The organism is Streptomyces sp. NPDC053750 (assembly GCF_044544295.1).
GTDB lineage: Bacteria > Actinomycetota > Actinomycetes > Streptomycetales > Streptomycetaceae > Streptomyces.
Map to the genome: position 1 here is coordinate 1 of NZ_JBITXB010000034.1, position 16,564 is coordinate 16,564.

Sequence of the window (16,564 nt, forward strand, 5' to 3'; positions counted from 1 at the left end):
AGAGCCCGAGACCGGCGGAGACGCCGGAGCCGCGGCCTTCCTCCACGGCCCCGCCCGGCTCTTCGCCACCGTCTGTCGGCGTACGAGCTGAAGTGGCCCTGGCAAGATTTTCGTGAAGCGGGGATGTGTGCCCGTGCGCCGGTGACGCTCCGTCACGAGTCGCGGCGGCGGAGCAGGGCCATGAGGATCACGCGGCGACGGAGCAGCGGTATTCCCGCGCGGCCGGCCATGATCCGTTTTTGGAGCTTCAGATCACAAATGCGGCCTTCGTTGACGCCGGAGTTGAACGTGGTGGTGATGCCCTGCGCGACTGCGGGCTGGTCCTCGCGGAGAGCCTTGGCCAGGCCGGCCAGGGCGGGGAGCTGTGAGGTGGCGAGTTGGTCGAGCCAGTCCGGCAGCATGGTGGCGTCACGGGCGTCGAGCATGGCGGCGAACCGACGTACCAGGTCATGGGTTCGGTTCAGTTCTGGGCAGTGCCTGAGCAGCCGCCCGAGTGCCTCGGTGGCGTGCAGGCTGCGGTGGGAGGGGGTGGTGGTGATCCAGCGGGCGACCTGGCGGGGCGAGGGCGGCCGCTCGCGTGGTGTGTCGATCGGCAGGCCGCGGCGCAGTGGCGCGATGGCCATTTTCACTCTCTGGTAGTGGCCGCAGTAGCCCTTGGCGGTGATCTCCTGGTGCAGCACCGTTGCGGTGTGCTCGCCCTCGTCCCACCGCTGCTGCAGGTATTCGAGGTAGGGATCGAGGCTGGTGCTTCGCCGCGGCAGGGTTCGGCGTACGCACTCCTGCCAGCTGGTGGCGCGGGCGTACTTGGCCACCGTGCGCCGGTTCAGGCCCAGCTCGCGGGCTACTGCGCTGAGCGAGCGGCCGGAGCCGGTCACCGCGTGCACCGCCTCGAACAGCCGCTTCGCGTGCCGCTGGGCCGGAGTGTCGGCCGGCTCCGGCGATGCCGCCGGGCTCGCCGGAGCCGGTTCAGGATCGGGAACCGCGGCGGGCAGGCACCGACGGTGGGCAGCGGCCACGTCCGACACCCGCTTGGAAAGCCCCTGCCACAAATGAAAACGATCACTGACCTGCACCGCGTCCGGAGCACCCTCGGTGATGCCCTGCCGGTAGACCAGTGAGCCATCCCTGCACACCACGCGGACACCGGGATGCGCCCGCAGCCAGGAAGCCAACTGCCCGGCATCCCGGCCGGACCACAACTCGATCGGCAACCGGGACTCGGCGTCCACCAACAGCGTGCCGTATGTGTCCGCGTACAACGCGAAGTCGTCCACGCCCAGCACCTGCGGCGTCGGTGCCAGCGGAAGCGGCATGCGCATCAGCTGGAACAGCACACTCGTCCGCGACAGTGGCGCCTTCAGAATCTGCAGCAGCCGGGCACCACCACGGCCGGCCAGCAGTACCCCGGCCGTCTCCACCAGATGCTGCAACAGTGGACTGCGACGCTGATAGCGCACCGTCAGCCCCTCTACCTGCTCGGCGAACGTCCGCCGACCACAACCCGGAGCGTCACAGAACAGCCGCCGCACCGACAGCCTGATCAGCACCGGACGCCCACCGACCGCGACGTCGGCAAGCGTGCGGCAGTAGCGACTGTGCACTCGCGTCGACCCGCGACCGCAGTCCGGGCACGCCACCGTCAACTCGCGGGTGCGGGCCGCGATCCGGACCACACCGCCCGTCGACCACACTCGTTCCACCCGCACCACACCCAGGTGCGGAGACACAGTTCGTACGAGGTCATCACACTCACCGACCATGCCGCGACTCGTGACGGAGCGTCACCGGCGCACGGGAGCACACCCCCGCTTCACGAAAATCTTGCCAGGGCCACGTCCACTTGTACGCCGACACCACCGGCTCTCCCGCCCGGTGAACGTCCAGGATCGCACGGTGGATCAGCTGGTGGGCGGGCCGGTAGTACTCCTCGGCGACGAGGCCCGTGTCGAGGATCTCGCCGAAGTACCGGTAGGCGGCGCTGTTCGGGCTGCCGGACAGCAGCAGTGATCCGATGACTGCCTGTTCGGCCTGGAGATCCTGCGGCGGCACGCGGGTGAACACGGCCGGCTGCTTGTCGTCACGTGGGGCGAGGTCATCACCGGAGGTGTCGTGGCTTTGAGACGGGGTGCTGGTAGACACTGGGGGTCTCCTGGTCGGGGTAAGCGGTCAGGGGATTCGCGGGTCGCTCCCCTGCACGGGAGCGGCCCGCACTGCTGTCTGGTCAGGCAGGCACGGTCATCGCGCACTCCGCGCAGCCCCTGCGATAGCGCGCCGGGTGATCCGGGCACCGCTCAGCAGTGGCGCCCTGGCCCCGGCTGGTACCGGTGACCACGACGTAGCGCGCAAGATCCCTGATCCGCGTCGCAACCAGCGACGACGGCCGCTTGAACCCTTCCGGATCCCGCGTGACCTCTCGCGCCAGCAGCAGGTGGTCAACCTCGAAGATCGACGGCCAGCCCTGCTCAGCCATCGACCGCAGTAGCAACGGCGCGTACTTGCGGGCCGACGCCGCACCCATGTGATGCGGCGGCCTCAGCTTCTGCAAGAACGACTCCGCCGCGTGAAGGTCCTTCCCGGCGAAGCTGCCCTCCCCCTCCTCCCGCTGTGACGGAAGCGACCCCGAGGAGTCAGTGAGGGGGTAGGGGGAGGAGGTAGTTACCTCCTCCGGGGGGGTGTGGGGGGACGCGATTCCGCTTCCCGGAACCTGGGAAGCGGTCTGACCTGCTGGAACGCGCCGGTTACCGCTTCCCGGAACGCCGGAATCAGCGTTACCGCGTCCGGCGTTCCGGGAAGCGACCTGACCTGCGGTTTTGCTTTCTTCCCCGAACGACGGTTCCGGCGTTCCGGGAAGCGTTGCGGCCTGCGGTTTTACCGAGCTGTGGCTTTCGGGCTCAGGGGAGGCCGGCGACCAGTCCGGGTTCCAGGCCGGGTTGTCGTAAAACTCGTAGACGACCGCTCCAACCGCTCCCTCAACCGCGAGTGGGTGGAGATCACCAACAACACCCGCCGCGCCGTCAACCTCGACGGCTGGACCCTGCGTGACGAGGACGGTCACCGCTACACCTTCCACGACTACCGCCTCGCCGGCCGCTCCACCGTCCGCGTCCACACCGGCCAGGGCCGCGACACCCGCACCGACGTCTACCAGGACCGCCGCAACTACGTGTGGGACAACCGCTCCGACACCGCCAGCCTCCGCAACGACCACGGCCGCTTCATCGACTCCGACTCCTGGGGCCACCACCGCCACGGCCGCCACTGACACCCCCGGGTGGTGCCGGTGCCCCCACCGGCACACCCACCGGACTGTGAACGCCCTCCCCTATGGCGGGGAGGGCGTTCCGCATGGCTACGAGTGCGGGATCTGTCGATGCCCCTTTGGCGCTGCTCGGCGGGGCCCGGACTGCTCGGCTTGTCTGCCTGGTCAGTCCCACCAGAAGTCCCAGCAGTTCAGGTCGATGAGGTCCTCGGCGTAGGTGGCCAGGTCTCGGTGGGCGCCCTGCCAGATGTTGTCGGGGCAGAAGGCGAAGTGCTCGGCGGCGATACGCAGGGCGTCTTCGAGGCGGCGTGGTGGGGCTGCGACGCTGAGGTGCAGGGTGGCGAAACCGGCGCCGATGACTCGGGCGCCGAAGCGCTCTTCCCAGTCGCGGAGGACGGCGGAGAACGTGGCGGTGTCGTTGTCGTAGTTCACCGGGCCGTTCCAGCCGGCGGTGGTGAGGGCGTCGGCTCCACGGGGCGCGGCGACGAGTCCGAGGCGGGCGTGCGGGTGCTGGGCCTGGAAGGTCCGGGCGTAGTACTGATCGGCTGTCGCGTCGGCGTTCTCGACGGGCGTTGGGGCGGGTGCGCGGCCGGGCCACGTCTGGCCGAACGGGGCGGTGACGGCCAGGCGTTCTTCTGCGTCCAGCTGGTCGTCGTCCTCGTCGGTGGCGGTGTAGTCCCGCCACCAGCGGGCCAGGACAGTGGCGGGGTCGTGGTCTGCCGGTGAGGTCATGCGTTCGGGGGACAGTTCGCCGTAGGCCCAGGGGCGGAAGTCGGTGCCGTGCGGCTCCAAGGGGTCGAGCAGGAGCGGCCACAGGCCGGAGGTGGCATGCTCCGCGCGCAGACGGGGCCACAGCTCAGGAGTAGGCGGGCTGTCGCTCAGCCACAGGGGCTGCACGGTGCCGTGGCCGTCCTCCGACGTGATCATGCGGCCAGGCGGCAGTATCAAGCCCTGGGGCAGACGGTCTTCGAAGTTCACGAGCGGATGCTAGGTCCCCGGTCTGACAACAGGCCTTATACCGGCCCGCCCGGGTTCACGGGAGCGACAGCGGGGGGCCGTCGACCTGCGCGTCGCAGGGACCTGCCGCTCGTTCAGGGGATCATCACGCAGTGGTTCTCGATGACCCGGCCACCACGGTCGAGGCCTGCCCCTGCACGACACCGCCCGGAATCAGGTGTGGCTGGAGATCGTCCAGATCGCGCTTGACCTGCTGGCCTGGATGCCGATGCTCGCCCTGACCGGCGAGGCCCGGCGCTGGGAACTGCGCCGCCTGCGGTTCCGCCTGTTCTCCACCGCCGCCCAGCTCGTCACCACCGGCCGCCGCCGCATCCTCCGTACCGCCGGGCACTGGCCCTGGACCGACGTGATCACCGGCGCCCTGGACCGGCTCCAAGTCCTCCCAAACCCCGGCTGACCAGCGCTTCCCCGTCCCCGCGAGCAGCACCAGCCCACCGGAGCCGTGGAACCCGGCGCCCACCCGACGCGACAGACGGGCACCCGGCCTGCCCATCAACAGGCACAGAACACGAAACGGTCTACCGACTCCGTCGGCAGACCGTCATGAAAGGCCGAGGCTAGAGGCGGGCTGGAGCGCCGAGCAGCTGCGGCACGTCATCGCCGATCGGTCCCTGCCCAGCCCGGTGCGCACCTCGGTCGGCGCTATCATCGCCGCCCGGCTGCGTGCTGCCCAGGCCTACCCGCCCCCGCCATCGCGGCCGCCCACCCGGGCACGCCCCAGCCGCCCGAGTCGGCCCCCGAGCAGCCGTGGGTGGAGCGTTCCTCGACTGGGGCCGCCGCCCGCATGGTGGATGAGGCCTTGCCCTCCCTGGGCGCCTCATTCCTGCCGCAGGGCCTGGCGCATCCAACGGAGGCGGTCCAGGGAGCGGCGGCGCATCCACAGGACCCAGGAGCACAGCGCGACCATGCCGACCGCGACGAGGCCCATAGCGCCGAGCCAGTACGGCAGCCACTTGCCCGCCCGCTCCATCTGGCCGAGCTGCTCGGCGGCCAGCCGTCGCATGGCCGCCTGCTCCTCGGGGTCCTGCGGCACCTCATGGTGCCGGATCTTCCGGTTCAGATTAGCGAGTCCGCCCGCGTCGGTGCCCGCGGCTCGGGCGGCCCGACGGCGCTGGACGGCCAGGACCGCGACGGCGATCCCGGTGTAGAGAGCGCTCTGGAACACCCAGACAGCGGCGTGCTCGTCCCTGCGGAACAGGGCCGTGATGCCCAGCCCCAGCAGGAATACCAGGGCCGCCTGAGCGGTCAGACTGCGGTCGACTAAAAGGAGCTGCCGCCCGCCTGATGACCGTCGTTACGGGAGGGGTCAGAGGCAGGACCCCTCCTGCGAGACGCTGTCAGGCCGGATGCATGCCGTACCAGCGGCGTACTCGCCAGTGCGGTCATACACCTGCAAGACCGCCGTCTCGTCGATGTCCCACCAGGCCGCGAGGGCCTCAGCCAGGTGCTGGCTCTGAGTCTCCAGGCCCATCATCTTGTCGACTTCCGCCTGGTCGCCGCCGTCTATGGCCTCGTAGTCGACGGTGGGGTAGTCGGAGCTGGCCTCCAGAGCCGGGTAGGCCAGCTTGCGCTCGTAGCCCCGCCACCCCTTGAGGTGCTGCACGGCCTTCTTCTGTTCGGCGGTCCCGTGCTTGGCCACGAACGCCTTGAACTGGTCGAAAGTGCCTGGGGTGTCGGCGATCTCGGCAAGCGACAGGGTGACCTTCTCCGGCACAGCGCTGGCCGTCTCCTCCGGCTCCTCCACGACAGGCTCCTCAGGCGAGGGGCTGACAGAACTCGGCGAGGCGGACGTGGCGCTCGCAGTCGCACTGGACTTGGCCTTCGGCTCTGCGTCCGACGGGGCATCATCGTCACCGCAGCCCGTCAGTGTCGCCAGGAGGACGCCCACCACGACGACGCCGGAGACGAGAGTCGACTTGCTCTTCCTCTTGCTGATGCCCACGTACACGACCTCCGTTAAGTACTGGAAGGGCTACCGACAGGCGTCACCGCAGGAAGGAGCACCCTCATCCCGTGACGCGCGATCGTACATGTGGGCAACCTATGAAAAGGTCATGACCCTTGCGTGCGCGTAGAACTCCGACGGTCCTGCCAGAATCAGCCCCCAGGGCTGGTCCCATCGGCATGATGATGCTGTGGACGCGACAGTGAACCTCTTTCATCCTGTGCTGAAGGGTGAAATGGGCTGGTCAGCGGGTGTGGTGACGGGGCAGGGCCCCTCGTCGTTGGCGTGGTGATTCCACTCAACCTGCCGGCGACCGAAGGGGCCCTGTTGGTTCCGTATCCTGCCACGCTCGACGTCCCGCACGAGCTCGTCGAGCATGTTGCCTGGCTGCTGTACGAACACCGCCAGGCCCGCAACACCCGCTGGCGCAAGCTCGGCTGCTTCAAGCAGGCACTGCTCACGCTGGTCCATCTGCGCAAGAACGAGACGTTCTCGCAGCTCGGAGCCGGTTTCGGGATATCCCAGGCCACCGCCTGGCGGTACGTCGACGAGGCCCTGGAGGTGTTGGCTGCCTGGGCTCCCGGCCTTCATGAAGCCCTCACCGGTCTCGGTGAGGGCGACCATGTCATCGTTGACGGCACTCTGATCCCCATCGACCGCGTCCGCGCGGACGAGCCGTACTACTCGATGAAACACCGGAAGCACGGCATGAACGTGCAGGTAATCGCGCGTCCGGACGGCACCCCGCTGTGGTTCTCCCGCGACCTGACCGCGGCCCGGGCCCACGGCATCGTGCAGGCCTGCCTCACCCGGCAGATCCTTGTCCTGGCCGACCGCGCCTACCAGGGCGCCGGCGCCACCTTCCGCACCCCCTACCACCACCGCAGCGAACAGCCCGAGCACTACCAGCAGTTCAACCGCGACCACGCACGACTGAGAGCCCCCGGCGAACGCGCCTTCGCCCGACTCAAGTCCTGGCACATCATGCGCAGAGCGCGCTGCTCGACCCGCCGCATCAGCCGCACCGCCCAAGCCATGGCGGGGGTCGGCTGCGGCCTGGCGCCGGGCCAGGCGCAAATTTTCTTACGGGTGACGGTCGTCGTGGCCGTATACGGGGCGGTCGTCAGCCGCAGCGGCTTCACCTGGGCGCCGTCTTCGGTGTCGGGAATGGTCACCACCGAGGGCTCGGATCCCCCGAACTGCCACCGCCCGGGGCCGGCCACCGGCAACGGCAGGCGGGTGTCGTAGTAGTAGCCTTCGGCTTCGCGCACCAGCTCCTGTGCCAGTTCCAGCGGCTTTTGAGCGTGCGCGGCCAGCACGTAGGTCGTCTGGCGGGGCGGCACATCATCAGGTAGCCGGTACAGGCCGCCGCCCAAGGTCGCACACGTTCGCGCGAGCCCCTCGAACGTACCGCGTCCGGCAAGATCGTCGGGGCGCACGTGCCAGTACCGGCCGGCCAGCTCCCGCACGCGCCGCGGAACCTGGGGCCAGCGCTCCCACAGGTCCACGCGGGCGGCCGCGAACACATGCGCCTGGTCCAGCGGCACAACCATCCGGCCGTCGGCGTCACGGAAGCCGAAGTACCCCTCGGCCAGCGCCAGCGCCATGGACACGGACAACGTGCGCAGTTCCCACTCCTCCGGTCTCACCGCGGCACTCCGCACGCGGCCTTGGCCTGCTTGACGAGACGGCTGACCGTGGTCACCTTGACCCCCCGCTCGCGTACTTGGGCGGCGAGGAAGTGCCGCTCGCTGTGCTGGTGGTCGGGCAGGACGATCGTCAGCCCCTTCCGCAGCGCCGGACGGTCCGAAAGGGCTTTGCCGAGCGCGACGACCGACTCCCACGCCTTGGCATCTACGCGCCAGTGTCGAGTGCGCTTGCCCGGCACCGCGATGGTGATGTGCACGTCGTACTCGTCCGGCCGCTGCTCCCCCGGCCACATCTCCAGCTCGACGAACGGCAGGCCTTCGAGCTCCTCGCGCAACTGGAGCTCGAGGAGCACGGGAAGGGTGCCGTACCGCCACACGTGCCGGTTCACGGCCAGATGATCAGAGCTGGCCGGAAGCGGTGTGAGAGGCACCGCGGCCTTGCCGGTCCCGGTCAGCTCGCCAGGGCCCGGACCTTTGCCGGGCGTATACCGGTAGTGCACGCCCCGGGGCGCGTGGGCCTCACAGCGCACGTCGAACAGTGGCCCTGATCGGACGACCCGCATCGGCCAGCGGCAGACGGGACACGGATACCACCAGCCGTCGACCTGACACCACGGCCAGTCGGCCACGGACTCGAAGAAGTCGAACCGCATCCACAACTGTGGGAGATGAACATCATCGGTGGAGTAATGCTCGTCGACCCGGTCACGGGTGAGCTGACCGAAGCGAAATCTCAGACCAATAGACACCTCTTCCCATTTCCCTCGTCCACAGATCCACTTTCACGCCGTGGAGCCAGGTTCATCCCTAGCTTCCAGGAGCTCCGCCGCCCCTTCGATCGAATCGATCTCTTCCCCCCAGGCTGCCATAGCCACAACGGCTGCAACCCTATAGCTCTTGCGGGAACTTACCGCCAGCATTCTACGGATGTTGGGAGAAAGAATCGCGCGATGCTGCTGAAGCTCCAGCGAGTCAAGGAGATGCAAGGCAGCGAGAAGCGCGGCCTCTGCTACGCCGGAACTTTCGACGAAAGTCCAAGGGATAACCCCACGGAAGAGGGTGGGCCGTATCGACTGCATCTCCCCGAAGAGAGGGTCTCGGTCCATCACTCCAGGTCCATACCAGTCCTCCAGTTGCTTCCGCTTCTCATCACCCACAGCATAGGAAGCCTCAGCCAGCCATTCCAGCAACGCAATGAGATGGGATTCGGAAAGGAAATCTCCACAGTCCGCACGTTCAAGGACGGCGGCGACGTACAGCGCGCTCGGGGGCGTTGCCGAGTAGAGGGAACCCTGATGCAGGAGATCGTCCCAGAGATGACTGCAGGCGGCACGTACCGCAGCCGGGTCACCCGACTCCAGTCCGGCCAGTATGGCGGGCGTCTCAGACCCGGCCGGGCCACCCCCATGCTCCAACCGGGACCAATCGGTTTTTTCGAGAATTGTGCGGGGGTGAGAAAGAGAACTGGTCATTCGGGCATCCTCTCACATGCCACAGTAAGGCCGGAAGAGGGCCTTCGTGGAAGATGGAAATGCTGCATCAGCCACGAAGACCCTCTCCGAGAAGGATAGGGATCCCTCTAGGGGAACGTCCCTCCCGTGTAGAACCTTCTGCCGTGCTGGTATCGCACGGTCAGCTGAACACCTTGCGGCAATATCTGGCGAAGCGTATCCGCGCAAGTCGAACAGACGCCCCGGGGATGACTGATCATCAGTCGAGCGGAGGTGGCTCGGTACTTTGCCATCAGAGCTGCGGCCTGCACTTCCACATGCGTCGCATACCTGGGATTGACACCCGGCAACGGTCTGTATCCGGCGTAGGGCGCGCTCGAAACCAGGTCGAACGTTCCCACTCCGTCGATCACCAGGTACCCGCCCGTAGCACCGTCCGGCTTGGACGACCGGGCGGCATTCTCCGAAGCCCGGGCGTGCGCCCACTCCTCCGCCGTGGGGCAATTACTGTTGTGCACGAGTACCGGCGTGGCCCCCGCCAGCACATAGTACGTGTGGAGGTCATCGACGGTGAGGTTGTACGTGGTGGCGTGGCTGGTGTAGGCGTGGTTGCGCGTGACGATGACGGTGTCGCCGTCGTCGGTGAGGAGAGTCATGCCGGGGGTGAGGTCGCCGGCTTCGATCCAGGAGCCTTCGGACGGAGACCAGAACGGGTGTTCGTGGGTGGCTGTGAGTTTTTCGACGCCGTCCTCGGTTGCGATGGACAGGACGTTGAAGTGCTTGTCGTCCTCGGTCCTGATGAGGCGAGTGACCTTCCTCGGCCCTTCCTCACCTGTCTCCGGGTCCTTGGCCATGACCTCGTCGCCGAGCCGAATGTCTTCGATGTCCTTCGTCTCGCCGTCGGCCATAAGGACGTCGGTTCCGGCCAGGAAGCACTTGCAGCCGAGCGAGTTTGCTACCCGGTTGGTCTTGCCGCCGCCGATTGCCATGTAGATGAGGCTTTCGAGGACCTTTCCGCGGTCGTACGCCTCGGCGTCGTCAACGCAGGCCTTGGCGTTGTCGAGGCAGTAGGTCGCGGCGATGTGCTTGGCCTTGGCAAGGTCTTCGCCACCCCGAACCAGGTACAGCCATGCCTGGCGGCAGCCTTCCCGCCCGAAGCACGCCTGGCCCGGTCCGTTGTTCTGGATGATCGGAGTGGACCAGTAGTCACCGTCCGGAGCACGCCCATTGGGGCTGTACTCGGAGAACCAAGTCATGAGTTGGTCGGCGTCGTTCGCTGTCGGCGCATGGGATGCAGTCCACGCGCTGTCACAGTTGCTGTTGCAGGGGTGCTGGGTTTTGGGCGGACCAGATACGGCTTCATTGGGGCGTCCGTTGCCCTTCGAACCATCGGGTCGCTTCGGGCAGCCCTCCGAAGCTCCGCCTGCTCCGCCGCAGGCGAGGCCCATGCCGGTGGGGTCGGAGAAGACGAGGGGGTTCTGTGCCCCGTAGCTGTAGCCGTTGAGGGTCTGGGGTCTGTCAGCCTCCAACAGTGGGTCAACGCTGATGAACTGGCCGATGCCTGGGTCGTATTCGCGGGCGCCGATGTGGGTGAGGCCGGTGGTGGTGTCGCGGGTTTTGCCGAGGAAGCCCTTGTCGTCGGGCCAGGGGCCGTACTGGGGCTTGCCGCGGTCTGCGCCGAAGGGGGTGGTGTAGCGCTTGGTGAAGGTGAGGGTGCTGTCTCGGTTGATGGCCAGGTGGGAGGTGCCGTGGTGGTCACTGACGAGGTAGGTGACCTTGGGGGCGCCGCCGGTTTGGTTGGAGCGCATTGCGGCGGTGATGCCGCCTGCGGCGTAGTAGCGCTGGGCCCAGGTGGTGCCGTCGGCGCGGAGGTGGAGTTCGGTGGCGCCGGCGTAGAGGACGCGTTCGCCGTTCTCGGTGGTGCGGATGAGGAGGGTGCCGTCGGCGCCGTATAGGTAGTCGGTGGATTGGTCGTTCTCGGTGAGGCGGGTGAGCTTGCCTTCTTCCGACCAGGTCAGGTTCTGGGTGGCGTTGTCATCGACGCCGGGGCGTTGGGTGGTGTTGCCGGTGGTGTCGTAGGTGTAGGTGCGTGCGGGGGTGGTGCAGTCGGTTCCGGTGGTGGTTCCGGTGAGGGTGTGGGGCTGGTTGGTGTTGGTGTAGCAGTAGGTGGTTTTGGTGGTGGCGGTGCTGGTGTGCTGGGTTTCGGTGGTGCGCTGGCCTGCGGTGTTGTAGGTGTAGCTGGTCCAGTACGGGGCCGGGCCCGACAGTGCGGTGGCGCTGGGGGTTTCGGTGCAGTCGGTGGTGGGGGTCCAGGCTTCGGTCAGGCGCTGGTGTGCGTCGTAGGTGAAGCACTGGGTGTCGGCGCTGGTGGTGCCGCCGAGGGTGGTGGCGTCGCGGATCTGGGTGACGTTGCCGGTCTGGTCGTAGGTGTAGGTGAGGTCCTGCGGCCGGTAGGGGTGGATCTGATCCTGGACGTAGCTCTGGGTCAGGCGGCCGGTGCCGGCTTCGAACTTGTTGGCGATGTAGACGCTGGTGTCGCCTGTGCCCAGGGTCAGCGTCTGCGGTTCGGCCAGGGCGGAGTAGTCGATGTCGGTGAGGTAGCTGCCGATCGCCGTCAGGTTGCCCAGGCCGTCGTACTTGTACGAGGTTTGCTCGTCGTCCAGGCCGCCGAGCGCGGGTTCCCTGGTGCTCTGCACCGCGCCGGGGATGTTGTAGCCCGTCTCGAACTTGAGCGTGGCCGGCTGTCCGGCCTTGACGAACGGGTCGGTGGCCGGCAGACGCAGTTCGGTGTGGGTGGCGCGGCCCATGGTGTCGTAGGCGGTGACGGCCTGGGTGTAGGCGTCGCCGTTCTTGCCGCCGACGTAGCGGGTGGAGTCGGTGGGCTGGCCCTTGAGGAGGGTGTCGTAGGTGTGGCCGGTGAGCTGGTTGGCGTCGGTCTTCGAGTCTGCCCAGGTGCCGGTGGGGCGGCCGAGTTCGTCGTAGGCGCTCAGGATCGACTTGCCGCGGGAGTCGGTGGTCTTGATGACCTGGTCGAGGGCGTTGTACTGGCTGGTGGCCTTGCCCTTGTCGGGGTCGTCGGCGCTGGTCTGGCGGCCGAACAGGTCGTAGCCGTAGGACCAGGTGGCGCCGTCGGGGCCCGTGATGGTCTTCTGTCGGCCGTCGAGGGCGTAGGTGAACTTGGTGGAGGTGTAGGTGGCGCCGGGGCCGGTGCCGAAGTGGGCGTCAGCGGGATTGGCGCCGGCGTAGGAGCGGGTTTCGGTGGTGCGGCCGCGGATGTCGGTGATGGTGCGCTGTGCGGAGCCGCCGTCGAGGGCGGTGGTGGCGGTGGAGTCGCCGGTGTAGCTGGTGGTGGTGGCCCACTTCTTGACGCCGTTGACGTACAGCGTGCTGGTGGTGGGCCGGCCGGCGCCGTCGAAGACGGTCTCCGTCTGCTGCGGTGCGCGGCCGTACTCGGCACGCGTGTAGGTGCCGCTGGGGGTGCTGGTGCTGTCGAAGATGTCCGCGTAGGTCTCGTAGGCCAGGCCGCGGGTGTCGTAGCGGGTGTCGGTCAGCAGCCGCCCGCGCTCGGGGGTCGGTGACTGGGTCTGCAGCGGCCGCAGGAGCGAGTCGTAGAGCGTGTAGCTCGTGTTGTAGATGTCGGCGGCGTTGGTCAGCGTCGAGGACGACACCCAGGACGGCTTGCCGTTGTCAAGGTGATAGGCGAACTTGACGCTCGGGCTCTGGCTGCCGCTGGAGCGGTTGGGCAGCCACACATCGGTGACCCGGCCGAGCGCGTCATAGTGCTGCTCGGTCTTCTTGGAGTTGATGTCGTAACTGCGCAGCGGCAGGCCGCGGCGGTGATCGACGTAGCTGACTGAGCGATAGCCCTTGGGATCGGTTGTGAGCGTGCGGGTGAGAGGGCCTGCGTCGGCGGGGGTGTAGGCGGTGGAGGTGGTGCGGCCTGCGGTGTCGGTGACCGTCAGCGGGCGGCCGAGGACGTCGTAGGTGGTGGTGGCGGTGGTCTGCCAGCCGGAGGGCAACCGCTGTCCGTCGGTGCCGGGGGTGGTGGTGTAGCCGGTGGCGCGGCCGGTCCAGGTGACCTGGCCCTTGGCGGGTTTCTGGGTGGCCAGCCAGGTGGTGGCGCCGGCCGTGTCGTAGACGGCCGCGGTGTCGGCCAGCACGTCACCGCTGATGCTGCTGTTGGCGGGCAGGTTCAGGCTGGCGTCGGTGACCGAGCACTGCTTGGCGACGGTGCGGGTGCGCGAGACCAGGCTGGTGATTCCTACGTCGGCGTTGCGTGCGTACCAGGTGCGGGTGCAGGTCTCGTCGCCGCCCAGGCCCCTTTGGCCGTAGTCGTCGACGCTGCTGACCATGCCGAGGTCGTCGTAGTGCTTGGTGGCGACGTGGGTGCGCCAGGTCTCGGAGCCGGTGAGGTAGGTGCTGGTGTAGGTCGTGGTGCCGCGGGTCCACAGGGCGATGTGGTCAGCGGCGTCCGGGACCGTCTGGGTGGCGGTGTTCTTGAAGGTGTAGTCGTGGACGGTGCTGCTGATGGGCTGGCTGCCGTTGTAGGTGACCTGCTGGCGCAGCGCCCCCTTGTACTGGTCGCTGTCAGTGACGGCTGGGACGTCGACGTCCGTGTCGAGCAGCGGCTCGACGGTGACGGACTTGGTGCTGCCATCCTTCTTCTTGTCGCCGTGCATGCCCTGGAGGTAGACGGAGACGGTCTTGGACCGGGTGCCGCCGGCGGCGCCGGTGTATGCGGTGACCTGGCGGTAGCCGCGCCAGTCCGACCAGGTCCGCTCGTCCTTGGGGACGAAGGGGTCGTCGTTGTGGTGCCAGGCGGCGCCGCTGTAGGAGTAGGCGTGCTCGACGGCGGGGTTGGCGGCGGCCGGGTCGTGTACGCCGACGGCGGTGACGCGGTACTTGTGGAACCAGTCGATCGCCGCGTTCTCGGACCCGTTGATGTGCCAGTACTGCGGGTAGCAGGAACGGGTGTTGGTGTCCGGCGCGGCGTCCAGGACCTCGCTGCGCACGCATTCCGGCGAGGAGAGCGTGACCTCGGTGATCGCGCCCGTCTCGGAGGTGACGGTGGAGATGCGGGGGCGGGTCAGGGGCAGGATGTCGTCGGTGGCGTCGACCCGGTTCGGGCGCAGGTGGTAGGTGAAGGTGATGGGGTCGACCGTGATGCTGGTGTCGCCGGCCTTCGCGGTCCGCTTGAGTGACGTGAGGGTGAGGACCTGGTCGGAGCTGTCGCCGATATCACCGCCGTCCAGGTACTGCCCGGTCAGCGCCCAGGAGTCCACCGGGTCGTAGGCACTGCTGGTGGCGTTGTAGGAGAAGGTGTCGATGCCGGTCAGCCGCTTGCGGGTGAAGAAGGAGGGGCCGGCCGCGTTGCATTCGTCGTCGTCCTTGGAGCAGATCGCGTCGAACGGCACGTCCGGCCAGTTCTCCGCGGTGTCCTTGGTCAGACTGGAGCAGTCGGACGCGGTGCAGCGCTCGGCGTAGGCGAAGGTGACCTTGGCATCCGGCTTGTCGGTGAACAGGGCGTCCTTGCGCAGGCCGTACTCGATGCGGTTGAGGTAACCGCCGCGGACGTAGGACGTGCTGGCCTTGGTGGCCTTGTTCTTCTTGTAGTAGTTCGACTCGCTGGTGTACCAGTACGTGGACGCGTTGCCGCGGGTGTCCTCGATGTAGTCGAGGTTCCAGCGCCAGGCCTGGGTCAGTGCCCGGTCGGCGAAGGCGTCACCGGCGCTGTAGCCGGGTTCGCCGGAGTCGTCGCCGAAGACGGGGACGGTCCAGGTGGAGTTGGTGCGCTGGGTGTCGGCGCCGTCGAGCTTGTTCTTGCCGAAGACGTACTTGGTGCCGTCGCCGGTGATCACGGTCCAGTACTCGCCGTTGTCGTCGCCATTGTCCGCTCCGGTGGAGCGGGTCACCGTGGAGGCGTCGTCGTCGGCGAGGTGCCATTTGCCGGTGTCGTTGTCCTTGATCAGGCGGGTCGACTTGCCGTTCAGGACCAGGCTTGCGTTGTCGTACTTCCAGCACTGGTCGTAGACGTCGTCGTGGCCGTCCTCGTCGCAGGAGACGTAGGTGCGGGTGATGTAGGACTCGGTGAGGGTGAAGCCCTCACCCACCGTGGTGGTCTGGTTGTTGGTCGTGGCGGTGCGGCCGTCCACGCTGCCCGAGTCGTAGGACAGGGACAGGGGCGGCACCGGGCCGGCCGCGGCGGGCGGCATCGTGAAGTCGTGGGACCAGGTGAAGGAACCGGAACTGCCACCGGCCTGCCAGGACGAGGACTCCGACAGCTTCGTCGCCGAATAGTCGCCTGCGCCCTTGGGCGACTGACCCGATCCTGCGGAGGCGGCGGTGACCGCCAGGACCGTCGCGCCGGAAGCTGCGCTGCCTGCCTCGCCCAGCAGCTGGGTGGACGGCCCGCCCTGCGACGACTGTTTCAGGGTGACCTGCGCTGAGACGGTCTGGCTCTTGAGGTCGTTGTCCGTCGGCAGTGGCGTCTGTGTGCGGCATTCCGCCTTGTGCGGGGTCGTCAGTGCGCAGCCGGGCAGTTGCACGATGCGCAGGCGCTGGGACCAGCCGCCGCCGATGGCCGAGGCGAACGCGGAGTAGTCGACACTCAAGCCGGCCGAGCCCGGGCTTTGTGCCGCCGCCGTCATGAGGACGCCGGTGACTCCTGCCTTGCGGGCTGCCTCCTGGTCCAGAACGGTGACCTGCGCATCACCGGATGCCGCCGCAGAGGCAGCCGAGGAACGCTGCTGGGCGGAAGCTTCTGGCTTCAGCGTGACGGGGACACCGGCCGGTGCCGCGCTGCGCTGCGTACCGGACTTGAGGGCGAGGGTCGCGGTGCCGTTCTTGGGCCAGTCGGCTTTCCGCTCCCCGGCCGCCTGCTTGGCCTGGGCGCTGTTGGCCTTGCGCTCCTTGGCGACCTTGGCGCGGGCCTTCGCCGCGCCGGGCCCGTCGAACGCCTTGACCTCGGTCGCCGGTGTCCCGGACACGTCAGGTCGCCCCAGGCCGTCTGTCTCAACCGCCTGCGCCACCTGAGCCAGGCCGGTGGGTACGACGAGTGCCAGAGCCAGCGACTGCGCCAGCAGCCGGCCCGCTCTGCGCCGCACTCCCTCCCCGCGCCGCCTTGAGGTGCCTATGCCAAAGACCATGGTTCTCGCCCCACCCAGTTCCTGAATCTCGAGAAGTTCCACACGCTGGTCGCAGCCCGCAGGGTCTGCCGCGTAGTCCGCCCGGTGAGGACAACCGC

At 67.9% G+C, this 16,564-nt stretch carries 10 protein-coding genes and 2 pseudogenes; 3 read left to right on the forward strand and 9 right to left on the reverse strand.

Features of this window, described 5'->3' with window-relative positions; genetic code table 11:
* Positions 1-152 precede the first annotated feature (152 nt).
* From ACIGO6_RS39650 to ACIGO6_RS39660, 3 genes are all read right to left on the reverse strand, one after another.
* The gene (locus tag ACIGO6_RS39650; protein ID WP_399885333.1) at positions 153-1,709 is read right to left on the reverse strand and encodes an ISL3 family transposase; all 1,557 of its coding nucleotides are present in this window, start codon (positions 1,707-1,709) and stop codon (positions 153-155) included.
* Positions 1,710-1,749: 40 nt separating this feature from the next.
* Entirely contained in the window at positions 1,750-2,139 is a 390-nt protein-coding gene (locus ACIGO6_RS39655; RefSeq protein WP_399885336.1) for a DnaB-like helicase N-terminal domain-containing protein, read from the reverse strand.
* Positions 2,140-2,221: 82 nt separating this feature from the next.
* A complete protein-coding gene (locus ACIGO6_RS39660; protein ID WP_399885338.1) occupies positions 2,222-2,545 on the reverse strand; it encodes a hypothetical protein in 324 nt (107 codons plus the stop codon).
* Between the two features lie 315 nt (positions 2,546-2,860).
* On the opposite strand from ACIGO6_RS39660, the gene ACIGO6_RS39665 reads away from it, so the two are divergent.
* Complete coding sequence (locus ACIGO6_RS39665; RefSeq protein WP_399885392.1) at positions 2,861-3,262, forward strand: lamin tail domain-containing protein; 402 nt, start codon at positions 2,861-2,863, stop codon at positions 3,260-3,262.
* A gap of 162 nt (positions 3,263-3,424) precedes the next feature.
* Here ACIGO6_RS39665 and ACIGO6_RS39670 read toward each other — a convergent pair whose 3' ends face one another.
* Positions 3,425-4,186 (reverse strand): DUF4253 domain-containing protein, encoded by a 762-nt coding sequence (locus ACIGO6_RS39670; RefSeq protein ID WP_399885340.1) that lies wholly within the window; start codon positions 4,184-4,186, stop codon positions 3,425-3,427.
* Positions 4,187-4,397: 211 nt separating this feature from the next.
* Here ACIGO6_RS39670 and ACIGO6_RS39675 point away from each other — a divergent pair.
* Positions 4,398-4,673 (forward strand): annotated as a pseudogene (locus ACIGO6_RS39675) (transposase); the annotation flags it as partial.
* A 420-nt stretch (positions 4,674-5,093) separates the two neighbouring features.
* Here the strand turns inward: ACIGO6_RS39675 and ACIGO6_RS39680 are convergent.
* Both ACIGO6_RS39680 and ACIGO6_RS39685 read right to left on the reverse strand, forming a co-directional pair.
* Entirely contained in the window at positions 5,094-5,441 is a 348-nt protein-coding gene (locus ACIGO6_RS39680; protein ID WP_399885342.1) for a hypothetical protein, read from the reverse strand.
* Between the two features lie 141 nt (positions 5,442-5,582).
* The gene (locus ACIGO6_RS39685; protein WP_399885344.1) at positions 5,583-6,218 is read right to left on the reverse strand and encodes a hypothetical protein; all 636 of its coding nucleotides are present in this window, start codon (positions 6,216-6,218) and stop codon (positions 5,583-5,585) included.
* 288 nt (positions 6,219-6,506) lie between these two features.
* Between ACIGO6_RS39685 and ACIGO6_RS39690 the strand changes: the two are divergent.
* Positions 6,507-7,259, forward strand: a pseudogene (locus tag ACIGO6_RS39690) (transposase family protein); the annotation flags it as partial.
* A 607-nt stretch (positions 7,260-7,866) separates the two neighbouring features.
* Here ACIGO6_RS39690 and ACIGO6_RS39695 read toward each other — a convergent pair.
* The 3 genes from ACIGO6_RS39695 to ACIGO6_RS39705 form a co-directional block, all read right to left on the reverse strand.
* A complete protein-coding gene (locus tag ACIGO6_RS39695; protein ID WP_399885346.1) occupies positions 7,867-8,259 on the reverse strand; it encodes a hypothetical protein in 393 nt (130 codons plus the stop codon).
* A 393-nt stretch (positions 8,260-8,652) separates the two neighbouring features.
* Entirely contained in the window at positions 8,653-9,342 is a 690-nt protein-coding gene (locus tag ACIGO6_RS39700; RefSeq protein WP_399885348.1) for a hypothetical protein, read from the reverse strand.
* 107 nt (positions 9,343-9,449) lie between these two features.
* Positions 9,450-16,466: a polymorphic toxin-type HINT domain-containing protein gene (locus tag ACIGO6_RS39705; RefSeq protein ID WP_399885350.1), complete on the reverse strand. Its 7,017-nt coding sequence runs from the start codon at positions 16,464-16,466 to the stop codon at positions 9,450-9,452.
* Between the last annotated feature and the right edge of the window lie 98 nt (positions 16,467-16,564).

What these genes read in the sequence shown, in the direction of transcription:
- ACIGO6_RS39670 (WP_399885340.1), bottom strand. Translation starts at nt 4,186, where the DNA reads ATGATCACGTCGGAGGACGGCCACGGCACCGTGCAGCCCCTGTGGCTG.
- ACIGO6_RS39700 (WP_399885348.1), bottom strand. Translation starts at nt 9,342, where the DNA reads ATGACCAGTTCTCTTTCTCACCCCCGCACAATTCTCGAAAAAACCGAT.
- ACIGO6_RS39705 (WP_399885350.1), bottom strand. Translation starts at nt 16,466, where the DNA reads ATGGTCTTTGGCATAGGCACCTCAAGGCGGCGCGGGGAGGGAGTGCGG.